Origin of the sequence: Halomonas alkalisoli (assembly GCF_021412585.1) — a bacterium.
Lineage (GTDB): Bacteria > Pseudomonadota > Gammaproteobacteria > Pseudomonadales > Halomonadaceae > Halomonas > Halomonas alkalisoli.
In genome coordinates, this window is sequence record NZ_JAKCMI010000021.1 from 93,902 (window position 1) to 105,844 (window position 11,943).

Below are 11,943 nucleotides of genomic sequence, written 5' to 3' on the forward strand. Positions count from 1 at the left end.
TGCCCCGGCGATGGCTGGACGGGGCAGGCGGCGAGCGCCGCCTGCCCCACGGGTTCACTGCCTGACGCTCAGCTGTAGCGGTAGGGAGGACCGGCCTGCTGCATGGTCTGGCGGTAATCCTTGAGGATCTGCACCACCCGCGCATTGCGATCGCTCTGTTCGGCGATCTCGTCCCAGAACTCCAGCGCCGCATCCTCCAGGGTCTGCCACTCCTCCTCGGGGATGGAGGTCAGCTCCAGTTTGCCACCGGTGGTGCGATAGTGCGCCTCCCCCCACCAATACCAGTGCTGCCGATAGTAGTGGGAATTGTCCATGCACAGCTTGAACAACGTCTGCAGGTGCTCGGGGACCTCGTTCCAGCGGTCGGAATTGGCAAAGTAGGAGCCGGCCCAGGCCCCGGAAATGTTGTTGGTGAGGTAGTAGCTGGCAACGTCGGCCCAGCCGACGGTGTAGGCCTCGGTGATTCCCGCCCAGGCGATCCCGTCGAGCTCCCGGGTCTGCATGGCGACCTCGATGTCTTCCCAGGGCAGCGTCACCGGCACCACGCCGAAGCGGCTCAGGAAGCGCCCCGCCGTGGGGAAGGTGAAGACGCGCTTGCCACGCAGGTCTTCCAGGCTGCGGATCGGGTCGCGGGTCACGAAGTTGCAGGGATCCCAGGCCCCGGCGCCGAGCCAGGTGACGCCGTCGACCTCGGCGTAGGCCTCCTCCCAGATCTCCTTGAGCCCGTAATGGTGGAACAGCGCCGGCACGTCCAGGCTGTAGCGCGAGGCGAAGGGAAAGTAACCGCCGAAGACCGAGACATCCACCGGCGCGGCGATGGAGTCGTCGTCGCTCTGCACCGCGTCGATGGTGCCGCGCTGCATGGCACGGAACAGCTCACCGGTGGGCACCAGCTGGTCGGCATAGAAGAGCTCGATCTCCATCTCGCCGTTGGCGGCCTTGTTGAAGGCATCGATGGAGGGCTTGATGACGTGGGCCGCCAACGCCGGCCCGGCGTAGGTCTGCATGCGCCAGCGAATGGGGGCCCGCGACTGGGCGTGGACGTAGGGGGCGCCGACGGTGGCCGCCCCTACGGTGGCGGCGGTAGCGACCCCGGCCTTCTTGAGAAAGTCCCGCCTGTTGCGATTGGTCATGATCATTCTCCCGATCTGGTTTGTTGTTGTTTCACTTGCCCACGGCCAGGCACCAGGAAAGCGTCAGTAGCCGTAGTAGAGCTCCGGCAGCCACAGCGCCAGCTGCGGGAAGACGGTGATCAGGCCCAGCCCCAGGAGCATGATCATCACGAACGGCCAGACGCTGCGGTAGATGTCGCCGAGCGACACCTCCGGCGGCGCCATGGCACGCATCAGGAACAGGTTGTAGCCGAACGGTGGCGTCATGTAGGCGATCTGCACGGTGATGGTGTAGAGCACGCCGTACCACACCGGGTCGAAGCCCAGGCTCACCACCAGCGGCACATAGAGCGGCGCCACGATCACCAGCATCGCGGTATCGTCGAGGAACATGCCCATCAGGATGTAGGAGAGCTGCATCATCAGCAGGATCTCCCAGGGGCCGAGGCCCATGCGGTCGAGAAAGACGTTCTCGATCGCCCGCACCGCCCCCAGGCCGTCGAATACGGCGCCGAAGCTGAGCGCGGCGAGGATGATCCACATGAACATGCAGCTGATGCCCAGGGTGCGGCGCACCGTGACCTCGATCACGGCCCGGGTCAGGCGTCCCTTGAACAGCGCCGCCAGGGTCGCCGCGAAGGCGCCATAGGCGGCGCTCTCCACCAGGCTGGTGATCCCCATCAGGAACAGGCCGGTCATCGAGAAGAAGATCAGCAGCGGCAGGATACCCGCGCGCAGCAACTTGAGCTTCGCGCCCAGGCTCATGTTGCGCTCCTCGGGAGGCAGGGCCGGCCCCAGGCTCGGCTGCAGCCGGCAGCGCACCACGATATAGATCACGAACAGCGCGGCCAGGATCAGCCCCGGAATGGCCCCGGCCAGCCATAGCTTGCCCACCGGCTGGCGGGCGATCATGCCGTAGAGCACCAGCACCACGCTGGGCGGCACCAGGATGCCCAGCGAACTACCCGCCTGGATCACCCCGGTCACCATGATCTTGTCGTAGCCGCGGCGCAGCAGCTCGGGCAGCGCGATACTGGCACCGATCGCCATGCCGGCCACGCTCAGGCCGTTCATGGCCGAGACCACCACCATCAGGCCGATGGTGCCCACCGCCAGGCCGCCCCGCAGCGAGCCCATCCAGACATGGAACATCTCGTAGAGGTCGCCGGCGATGCCCGACTCGGAGAGCATGTAGCCCATGAACACGAACAGCGGCAGGGTCAGCAGTGGATACCAGTTCATCAGCACGAAGCTGGCATTGAACGGCATCTCCACGCCGCCATCGCCCCACAGCAGCAGCGCCGAGGCGGCGCCGACGAAACCGATGACGCCGAACACCCGCTGGCCGGTCAACAGCAGCAGCATCATGCTCGAGAACATCATCAGCGCGATCATCTCGTAGCTCATTCGGCCTCCTCCGCATAGATGTCCTGCCCGCGGGCGGTGGCGACATCCTTGAAGAAGGTCGCGACGGCCTGCAGCAGCATCAGCAGGATGCCGATACACATGATGATCTTGATCGGCGCCAGCGGCGGCGCCCAGGCGGAGTAGTTGCGCTGCCCGTACTGCAGCGCGTACTGGGTGCTGGAGATGCCGCCCAGCAGCAGCGTGACCAGGAAGAAGATCAGGAAGAGGATGGTGATGGCATCGACCAGCGCCTGGGTGCGAGGCGTCCAGCGGCTATAGAAGAGGTCCATGCGTACATGGGCCCCCATCTGCATCGCATAGGCCCCGCCCAGCAGGTAATAGCTCACCAGCATGAACTGGGACATCTCCACGCCCCACATCAGCGGGCTGTTGAGCACCGTGCGCGAGAAGGAGGCATAGAGCAGCAGCCCCATCATGACGAAGACCAGGTACATGATCACCCGGCCCACCCCGCGATTGAGGCGGTCGACGAGGCGCACATAGCGTCTTATTGTTCTTGGCATCTCGGGGAAAGCCCTGTGCGGCTTGAAACATTGCGTTTCAGTCTTGGCCGCTCTTTCCCCGGACCGCAAAGAGCATCGGTGTTGGTGACGCAGGGACTATCGATAAAAACGATAGTGCACCATCTGGGGGCTCAGGAGCGGGTAGAAACCGCCTCGGAGAGCCATGGCAGGGCCTGGTCGAGCTGGCGGCGGAAACGTTGCTCCAGCAGGCGGCGGCTGTCCCGGGCCAATAGCGCGGGCAGGTCGCCCAGCTCATCGCGACGCGAGACCAGGGTCAATTCCCGGGTGAGCGGCGCCACCGGCAGCGGCGCCACCTGGACCCTGAGGTTCTCGAGCCCGGCCTGGTAGAGGCACAGCGGCGTGGTGATGGTCCAGCCGGCCCCGGCGCTGACCAGACGCAGCACCGCAAAGGTGTTGTCGAGATGCAGCCGGGCCGGCAGCTCCAGCTTGTTCAAGCGCAGATGGCGCTCGATGGCCTGGCCGATCAACGACTGCGGCGTGTAGCGCACGAAATCGAGCTGACGGGCGATCCAGCGCAGGTTGTCCAGCGGCCCCGTCCAGCCGAGCGGCACCACCAGCACGAAGGGTTCGCGTAGCAGGGCATGGCGCTCCAGGCCATCGTAGTTCTCGAGTCGGTCGTCGGAGACGATGATATCCACATGGCGGGTCAGCAGGGCATGGCTGTGCATATGTGACAGCCCGGTGGTCAGCGTGTAGTCGCGGGTATAGCGCTTGATCAGCTCGATCAGCGGCTGGCCGACCGCGGTGGCCAGCGAGTCGACCAGCGCCAGGCGAACCTGGTGCAGCTGGCCGAAGGCACCCGACACCAGTTCACGACGGGTGCTGCGCGCCTCCTCCAGTAGCCGCCGGGCACGGTCGTAGAAGAAGCGGCCCGCGCTGGTCGGCTCCAGGGGCCGGGTGTTGCGCTTGAACAGCGTCACGCCCAGCCCCTCCTCGAGGTTGGCCAGGCTCTGCGACACCGACGACTGCTTGAGTCCCAGCCGCCGGGCGGCGGCGCTCTGGCTGCCCTGTTCCAGAGTCTCGACGAAAATCTCCATGCTGCGCAGATCGAATCCGAAGCCGCTTCGCATTACTCTCCCCCTTTGCACGCTCGCGCCGACGGCATGTCCGGAACCATGATCGGCATTGCCCGGTCAATCTCTGGTAATGCCACGCTGTCATCGCTACTGTCAGCCAGGCCAGCGTCACAGCTGTCATCACAACTTTCATCACAACTGTCATCAAAAACATGGAGGTCGCGATGACCACACAGGCCGCCGCTGTGCCGGCGACGGATCGCCCCGCCTCGACCTGGACCGGTTGGGGCCAGTGGCTGGCGCTGGCCACCATGACCATCGACCACCTGACCCGCTACGCGCTGCCCACAGGCTGGCAGCTCGACTGGGCAGGCTCGTCGATCGGGCGCATCGCCTTCCCGCTCTTCGCCGCCATGGTCGCCTGGCACGGGCTGTTCAATACCCGCAACCCCCTGCGCTACGCCCGGCGTATCCTGGTGATCGGCCTGGTGGCCCAGCTGCCCTACATGATGATGCCCCGGGCATCGGATGCCTTCATCCTCAATGTCTGCTTCACCCTGGCGCTGGGCCTGGCCTGGGGCACCTGGCTGCGCAGCCTGCTGGCGCGCTATCAGCAGGGCAAGTTGGACGTGCCGCTGGCACTGGGTGTTGGCGTCTCATTGCTCGGCTGGTATGTGGCCGGCAACTGGGTGGAATACGGGCACCGTGGCCTGCTGTTGATTCCGCTGCTCATGCTCGCCTTCCATCAGCTGCACGGCGCCGGCGAAGCGCTGGGCGAACGCCTGCTCGCCGTCACCATGGCAGCACCGGTGCTGGTGGTGGCCGGGCTGATGAATAGCTCCGACATGGCCAAGTCCTTCACCGTGGCCACCTGCCTGGTGGTCCTGTGGCTGGCCGCCGGCGCCCACCGCCTCACGCCCAGCGTGCCGAGCGCCATGCCGCGCCGGCTGTGGCTGGCCTGGTACCCCGGCCATTTCATGCTGATCGCCGCCTGGCTCTGGGCAAGCGGTGGCCTGGGCTGATCAGTCGGTGATCTGACCGGAGCCAGCCGATTCCTGGCAGCGGGAGAGAAGCTGTTCCAGCGCTTCCGCGGCCATGGGTCGATGAAAGTGGAAGCCCTGGAAGCGCCGACAGCCGCGGGTCAGCAGGAAATCCAGCTGGGCCTCATTCTCGACACCCTCGGCCACGACCTCGATACCGAGGTGCTGCGCCATGGCCAGTATCGTCTCGACGATGGCGGCATCGTTGCTGTCGGAGTCCAGGTCACTGACGAAGCTGCGGTCGATCTTCAGTTCGTCCAGCGGCAGGCACTTCAGGTATGTCAGGGAGGAGAAGCCGGTACCGAAATCGTCCAGGGCAAGATTGACCCCCAGCCGCTTGAGCTGATGCATGCGATCCACCGCATCACCCAGCCCGTCGATCATGATGCTCTCGGTCAGCTCGATGGTCAGCCGCGACGAGGCGACGCCATGGGTCCCCAGCACCCAGGTCACACCCTCGACGAACCCCGGCTGGGTGAAGTGTCGCACGCTGATGTTGACCGAAAGACATGGCAGCGTCTCGACCGGCAGGCGAGCCAACAGCTCGCAGCAGCTATCCAGCATCCAGGTCTCGAGCTCGACGATAAGGTCGCTCTCCTCGGCGATGGCGATGAAGACTTCCGGCGAGATCCAGCCGTGAGTCGGGTGCTGCCAGCGCATCAGCGCCTCGACGCCGACAATGCGCCCCTCCTGGTCGAGCTGGGGCTGGAAGTGGGTACAGAGCTGATCTTCCGCCAGGGCCCGGCGCAGCGCCTGCTCCATCTCCAGGCGCCAGGTGATCTGGGTCTGCATCGCCGGCTCATAGCCGCACACCTGGGCCCGGCCCTTGACCTTGGCCTGGTACATGGCGGTATCGGCATGCCGCAGCACATCGCCCACGTCATCGTCGACGGCGAGAGGAAAGAGGGTATAGCCGATGCTCGGCGTGACGCTGATTCGATGGCCCTCGAGGTCATAGACCTTGCGCAGCGAGGAGAGAAGATCCCTTGCCATCTGCTCGGCCCGCACCAGCTCGGCCTGCCGGTCGCCCGACAGGGCCGGCACCAGCACAACGAACTCGTCACCGCTGAGCCGCGCCGCCATGTCGCCATCCTGCATGCTGACCAGCAGCCGCTTGCTTAGCTGCCTGAGCAGCTCGTCGCCGATGGCGTGGCCCAGTGAATCGTTGATCATCTTGAAGCGGTCGAGGTCGAGGAACATCACCAGGCCAAGGCGACCGTCATCGCGACGGTCCCGAATCGTGGACGCCAGGGTCTCGATCAGCAGGCGGCGATTGGGTAGCTCGGTCAGCTGATCGAAATAGGCTTGGCGGTGAATGGTCTCTTCGGCTCGCTTGCGCTCGGTGACATCCTCGATCAGCGCCACGCCGCCGACGATGGCCCCATCCTCGTTGCGCAGGGCATTGTAGAAGGCACGAAGCGGCGTCTGCTTGCCGCTGACAATCGCGCGATAGGTTCCTTCGTAATAACCAGTCCCGCTGATCAGCGACTGGCGAACCGCGCGGGAGACCCGCTTGTCCTCCAATTGCTCCAGCAGGTTCAAGCCCTGCAAACGATCTCGACTGGTCCCGAGGATATCCAGGCACTTCTCGTTGAAATCGACGACGCGCCCTTCCCGGTCGAAGTGCATCACCCCCAGGGGCGTGTGGCGGAAGATGGCACGATGGCGACTCTCGCTCTCACGCAGCTGCGCCTCCCGTGAGGTGACGGCCAGCCGCAGGGCGATATTGTCGCTGATGATGCGGTAGAGCCGATGGCTGACCGTCAGCAGGAGCCCCAGGAACAGCACAACCATGGCAGCGAGCAGCCAGGAGAACGGCGACCCATGAAATAGCAGCTGGCCCAGCAGTGGCAAGACGACAGGCAGGATGAAGACGGGGGCCACCCACCACACCGAAGAGAGGGTGGTCATGCCACCGGCGGCGACCCCGGTCAGCACGATGGTCAGGGCGGCAAGCTGGCCATGGTGCTCCATGGTGAACATGAGCAACCCCGCAGCCCCCCATACGGCGCCGGCGATACCGGCACCCCAGGCGAATCGATGCAGCCAGCGCCGCTGGCGACGCCGGCTTGCGGGCAAGCAATGATAATACCAGGCAAGCCCCAGGCGACCGGCGGAGACGACGACCAGCGCGGCCAGCCATCCGATCAGCTGGGCGGCCGACAATAACGGCCACATGGCGGCGACCAGCAGGCACGCCCCCAGCACGCTGGCAAGCACCGGCTGCCACAGCCGCTCATAGAGCAGATGCACCTGCTCGTGAACGAGCTGGTGGCGCTGTGGGAAGGTTGCCAGAGGCGCAGCCGTGAAGTCGCGACTCTCCTCAGTGGAAGGGACGGGCATGCGATCGTTCCGAATCGATTCAGTCGTTGTAGACCCTATCTTTACCGCATGCCGTTGGATTTGGCGAGGGAGCCGCCCTCAACGCAAGGCGGCCGGGGCACTCCCTGCCGTGTTCAAGGCCAGGAGTAGACGCCTCGATTCAGGCCATCCCGAATCGCCGAGATCACCTTGGCACCGCGCAGCGTGGCACCGCTGTATCCGTCCACGTCATCGACCATGCGCTGGGGCTCGTAGAGCGCGAAGATGCGCGTCACGGGCTCACCCTCGAGCCGCTCGGCGATCTGCTCATACTGCACCCTGACGGGGTAGAGCTCGTCACCCTCCTCCAGCTCCAGGTAGTCCACCCCACGGTAGGCCAGGTGGCGATAGTCGACCGACTCGAAGCGTCCATCGCGCAGGTCGAAGGTGATATTGACCTGGATGACCCCGCGGTCGGTGAAGACACCGCGGTAGTGGCCATCCAGGGGCAGGCCCAGCATGGCACGGTGGAGGCGCTCGTCTTCCGCCGGAGAAAGCGCCCGGTCCGCATCGATCACTTCGGCGTCCGCGTCGGCCGCATCGTCCGGCATTACTGGCTGGCCGTCCTCCCCGACCAGTCGCCCCACCAGAAGGGACTCTAGCCGTGACGCGGCCCGCGGGCTGTGAGGCACGCCGGGACGCTTGTTCTCCCAGCCCTCGGTGGCATCCCTGCCGCACCACTCCAGCATCACCTCCTCCTCGGTAGGGTGGTCGGGGATGTAGTCGGTGACGTCGTAGACCCGGCCGTGAATGGCCTTCCAGCAGCTCTCGGCACCATCATGCTCGGCCAGTTCGTCCCACGTGACGGCGTCGAGCGCTTCGTCGTCGCGTGCCTCGTTATCCGATTGGGATAGCGCACTGGCCGACAGCAGGGTGAGGATACTGGCCAGGAAGGCGATGAAGGCGGTATAGGCGATCTTGTTCATAGGAAATCGAAGACCTCGCTGTGAATGCGTGAGGCAGGAACGCCCTGATCGGTCAGCAGTCGCTGCAGGTGAGCGTTCATCCCCGGGGGACCACAGATGTAGATTTCTCGCTCCGCATAGTCGGGACAGTGATGACGCAGGAAGGCTTCGGTAAGCGGTCCCTGGTCCCGATAATAGTGGGAAGTGTAGGTGAACTCCTCTACCCGCTCGGCAATCTCCTTCAGCTCATCCTGGTAGTAGGCGCGATCGGGACTGTTCGACAGATACAACAGCTGTACGTCATCGCCCTGGCCAAGTTCTGCCATCTCCCGTGCAGCGCCGACGAAGGGCGTGATGCCGATGCCCCCGCCGAACCAGAGCGACTTGCGCGAGGGAAAGTGGCGCTGAAAGAAGTCGCCATAGGGCCCTTCGATCAACACTCGGGAGCCCGGTGTCACCGACTGCAGGGCGTGACTGGCATCACCCAGGTCCTTGATGCCGATTCGCAGCCGAGCGTCGTGAGGGCTCGAGGCGATGGTATAGGGGTGCTCCTCGCCGCGCCCAGCGCTCAAGGACTCGTCCAGTGGCGACAGGTAGACGAACTGCCCCGTCTTATGGGCCATTCGACGACCCTCGGGCTCCAGCACCAGTTCCACCACGCCCCGGGCCAGCGGCTCGACAGCCACGACCCGGTAAGGCAGGCGCGAGAAGCGGGGAGAGAGCAGCTTGCGCCAGACGATGGCGCCCAGCCCGGCGATACCCAGCAGCCACCAGGGCCAGGTCTCACCCGCCAGCAACAGTACGTGACCCAGTCCCAGAAACAGCGCGGCCGCCGATACCAGGTGCAGCCGCTTCCAGCGCTGATAATGCAGGCGGCCGAAGAAGCCAAAGGTAGGCGCCAGGAAGATAACCATGGCCAGCCAGGCGAGCCAGCCCAGCCAGACCGCGCCGTGGGAGACAGGGGGGAAGAGCGTCGCCACCGCCGCGTCCAGCGAGGCGGGCACCGCCGCCAGGGCCAGGGCCAGTACATGCACCATTATAAGGATGAAGGCGCCGAACCCCATCCAGTGATGCAGCTTCCAGAGCCGTACCAGCCCACCGAAGGGACGATCGAAGCCCGGCAGCCGCAGGCTTACCGCTGCCGCCAGCAGCATCAAGGCCAGCCCCAGGATGCCGGTTACCCGACCCACCCAGGTCAGCCACAGCTCAGGCGGCCCACCGAGCCCGCCCAGGCGCGGCAATGCCACCATGAGCGGTAGCAGCAGCGCGGCTATCAAGGCGAGATCGCCCGGTCTCGGTAGTCGTCGCATCATTCCATCCCCTGACTCACCTGCTGCTTATTGTTGCGGATTAGTAGACACATTCAACCTATGTGGCGGATTGTCACGCCTGACTTGATCTGTGTCATGTCGTTAATCGGGGCGTGTCCCACACTGAGATCAGGAAGCTTCCGTTTCCCCCTTGATGCAGGAGATCACATGGCGAGTCATGAGAAGGGCACTAGCCCCTGGCTGGTCCTCGGACTGCCAGTAGCGCTGGGACTGGCCTGGATCACCCAGGGCTCCGGGGTGATCCAGAATGATCCCGAGCACAATATCTGGATTCCCGACGAGCTGACCATGCCGCTGCAGGTGCAGGCCGCCTACAATGGCGAGCAGATCTACTTCCGCTATCGCTGGCCCGCATCACAGCCCCATGTCTATCACGACATGCTGCGCTACGAGGATGGCGAATGGGTCCGCCATGGCAGCTCGGTTCCAGGGCCTGACCCCGCCGGCACCTACGAGGACCGTGTGGCAATGCTGGTGGATGACGGCGGCGTCCCCGAGTTCGGCCGATACGGCGGCTACATCACCGTCGGCAATCAGATGCGCTTCTTCACCAACTCTGCTTCACCGGCTGACGTAGGGGCGCACCCGCACCTGGGCGAAACGCTCGGTGAGAGCGATGTCCGCAAGTACCTGCCAGCCACGCGATCCGATCAGAATGACTGGCGCAGCGTCGTGGACGCCGACGTGCTGGCAATGCAGCGCGAGGCGGGCTACTTCCTCGACCTGTGGCACTGGCGCGCAGGTCGCTCCAATGCCATCGGCGCCTCCGATGACCAGTGGGTCGGCGAATATCGCCACGGCGATGCCGGCACCGGCCCCTTCACCACCAACTGGGACGGCGATAGCCGACAGCCACGCTGGATGCTCGACCCTGAGCAGACCGGTCAGCGCGCCCTGCGCTGGGAGGACGTGACTTCGGGCCACGTCGATTTCGACGGCCTCTACTTCCTGTCGGAGGACAACCGGACCGATTTCGATCCCGACCATGACTGGCAGAACGGCGATGTCATCCCGCGGCGCCTGCTCCGCCAGCCCGCCGGCTCCCGCGGCGATATCATGGTGCATGACGGCCCTGCCCGCTGGGCGGATGGCCACTGGGACGTGACCCTGGTGCGTGCCATGGATACCCGAAGCCCACTGGACGACAAGGCCTTCCGGGAACAGGGCGTTTACGACATCGGCATCGCCGTCTATCGCAACGCCACCGGCAGTCGCTGGCATTACGTATCGCATCCCTACACGGTGGGCCTGGGACGCGAGGCAGACTTTCAGGCGATGGCCTTCGACGGGGACTCGCCGGACTGGTCGAATGACTGGTTCGATATGACCCTTTTCTACCCGGGGCAGGTCGACTGGCCGCTGCTGACCAGCCGCGCCCACGCCGGGGCCCCGGACATCGCGGAGGGCAAGCCGGTGCGCCCCCGTCACAGCGAAAAGCAGCTCGCCCTCTACGGGGTGGAGATGGAATTCAACGACGCCATCACCACCCGCTGGTGGATGACTCTGCTCGCCGGCCTCATCGCCATGCTCGGCGTGACCCTTGCCCTGCTGCCCAGCTTCCGCCCGATTCGCCAAGGAGCCCGCTCATGACCGGCACTCACGCCATGCTCTCTCACTTCCCGATCGGGTTCTGGGCCCTGGCCACTCTGATGATTCTGGTCGGCGCCTTCATGCCCGGCCGGCTCGCTGAGCTCTCCCGCGCCGCCCTGCTACCGGTGCTGGTCCTCAGCCTGCTGGGCGCCCTGGCCACCCTGACCATCGGCTTCCTGATATGGCCAATGGCTGCCAACCTGGCAAGCCCCCTGGCGCGCAACCATATCCTGATGGCGCTCTGGTCGCTGGGCATCTTCACCATGCTCACCGCGCTGGTATGGCGGGCCGGTGACAGCGCCTTCGACGGCGCTCGCCGCTGGGTACTGGTGATCCTGGCGTTGACGGGGGGATTGCTGTTCGCCTCCACCGGCACCCTGGGCGGCCATCTGGTGGGCGCCACCACGGCCTTTTCCGCGGTGCTCGGCCTGATGGGGTGGGAGGTCTATACCACCTTCTACAGTCCGTTGTGGGTCATCGCCGTCATGGTGATCATCGGCCTCGCCCTGGGGGCACTCGGCATCATGAGCCAGCGCAGGAGCGGCTGATCCCAGCATCACCTCCCGTAACTGGCAAGGGCCCCGCTTCGGCGGGGCCCTTGTCGTCCTAAATGCCCTTCCACTGCTTTTTCGCTCG

The 11,943-nt window shown here is 65.2% G+C and carries 10 protein-coding genes; 3 read left to right on the top strand and 7 right to left on the bottom strand.

All coding sequences use genetic code 11. The features are described 5' to 3' along the window. Positions 1 to 68: 68 nt before the first annotated feature. The 4 genes from LY622_RS06935 to LY622_RS06950 form a co-directional block, all read right to left on the bottom strand. On the bottom strand, positions 69 to 1,133 hold the full coding sequence (locus tag LY622_RS06935) for a TRAP transporter substrate-binding protein (protein WP_234290215.1): 1,065 nt from the start codon (positions 1,131 to 1,133) through the stop codon (positions 69 to 71). A 63-nt stretch (positions 1,134 to 1,196) separates the two neighbouring features. Next, on the bottom strand, positions 1,197 to 2,519 hold the full coding sequence (locus tag LY622_RS06940) for a TRAP transporter large permease (RefSeq protein ID WP_234290216.1): 1,323 nt from the start codon (positions 2,517 to 2,519) through the stop codon (positions 1,197 to 1,199). Further along, entirely contained in the window at positions 2,516 to 3,019 is a 504-nt protein-coding gene (locus tag LY622_RS06945; RefSeq protein WP_234290217.1) for a TRAP transporter small permease subunit, read from the bottom strand. The genes LY622_RS06940 and LY622_RS06945 overlap by 4 nt, the downstream gene beginning before the upstream one ends. A gap of 155 nt (positions 3,020 to 3,174) precedes the next feature. After that, entirely contained in the window at positions 3,175 to 4,134 is a 960-nt protein-coding gene (locus LY622_RS06950) for a LysR family transcriptional regulator (protein WP_234290218.1), read from the bottom strand. A 170-nt stretch (positions 4,135 to 4,304) separates the two neighbouring features. Between LY622_RS06950 and LY622_RS06955 the strand changes: the two genes are divergently transcribed. Continuing rightward, positions 4,305 to 5,102, top strand: coding sequence for a TraX family protein (locus tag LY622_RS06955; RefSeq protein WP_234290219.1), 798 nt, complete (start codon positions 4,305 to 4,307; stop codon positions 5,100 to 5,102). Here LY622_RS06955 and LY622_RS06960 read toward each other — a convergent pair whose 3' ends face one another. The 3 genes from LY622_RS06960 to LY622_RS06970 form a co-directional block, all read right to left on the bottom strand. After that, entirely contained in the window at positions 5,103 to 7,463 is a 2,361-nt protein-coding gene (locus tag LY622_RS06960; RefSeq protein WP_234290220.1) for a putative bifunctional diguanylate cyclase/phosphodiesterase, read from the bottom strand. A 113-nt stretch (positions 7,464 to 7,576) separates the two neighbouring features. Then, positions 7,577 to 8,407 (bottom strand): cytochrome b5 domain-containing protein, encoded by an 831-nt coding sequence (locus tag LY622_RS06965; RefSeq protein ID WP_234290221.1) that lies wholly within the window; start codon positions 8,405 to 8,407, stop codon positions 7,577 to 7,579. Beyond that, positions 8,404 to 9,699, bottom strand: coding sequence for a ferredoxin reductase family protein (locus LY622_RS06970; protein WP_234290222.1), 1,296 nt, complete (start codon positions 9,697 to 9,699; stop codon positions 8,404 to 8,406). The genes LY622_RS06965 and LY622_RS06970 overlap by 4 nt, the downstream gene beginning before the upstream one ends. Positions 9,700 to 9,864: 165 nt before the next feature. Here LY622_RS06970 and LY622_RS06975 point away from each other — a divergent pair, with 165 nt between their 5' ends. Next, entirely contained in the window at positions 9,865 to 11,307 is a 1,443-nt protein-coding gene (locus LY622_RS06975; RefSeq protein ID WP_234290223.1) for an ethylbenzene dehydrogenase-related protein, read from the top strand. After that, entirely contained in the window at positions 11,304 to 11,855 is a 552-nt protein-coding gene (locus LY622_RS06980) for a DUF2231 domain-containing protein (RefSeq protein ID WP_234290224.1), read from the top strand. The genes LY622_RS06975 and LY622_RS06980 overlap by 4 nt, the downstream gene beginning before the upstream one ends. Positions 11,856 to 11,943 lie beyond the last annotated feature (88 nt).

Excerpts from the sequence above, each read along its gene's own strand:
- LY622_RS06980 (WP_234290224.1), top strand. The coding sequence starts at position 11,304 with ATGACCGGCACTCACGCCATGCTCTCTCACTTCCCGATCGGGTTCTGG.
- LY622_RS06935 (WP_234290215.1), bottom strand. The coding sequence starts at position 1,133 with ATGACCAATCGCAACAGGCGGGACTTTCTCAAGAAGGCCGGGGTCGCT.
- LY622_RS06940 (WP_234290216.1), bottom strand. The coding sequence starts at position 2,519 with ATGAGCTACGAGATGATCGCGCTGATGATGTTCTCGAGCATGATGCTG.
- LY622_RS06970 (WP_234290222.1), bottom strand. The coding sequence starts at position 9,699 with ATGATGCGACGACTACCGAGACCGGGCGATCTCGCCTTGATAGCCGCG.
- LY622_RS06950 (WP_234290218.1), bottom strand. The coding sequence starts at position 4,134 with ATGCGAAGCGGCTTCGGATTCGATCTGCGCAGCATGGAGATTTTCGTC.
- LY622_RS06955 (WP_234290219.1), top strand. The coding sequence starts at position 4,305 with ATGACCACACAGGCCGCCGCTGTGCCGGCGACGGATCGCCCCGCCTCG.
- LY622_RS06965 (WP_234290221.1), bottom strand. The coding sequence starts at position 8,407 with ATGAACAAGATCGCCTATACCGCCTTCATCGCCTTCCTGGCCAGTATC.
- LY622_RS06960 (WP_234290220.1), bottom strand. The coding sequence starts at position 7,463 with ATGCCCGTCCCTTCCACTGAGGAGAGTCGCGACTTCACGGCTGCGCCT.
- LY622_RS06975 (WP_234290223.1), top strand. The coding sequence starts at position 9,865 with ATGGCGAGTCATGAGAAGGGCACTAGCCCCTGGCTGGTCCTCGGACTG.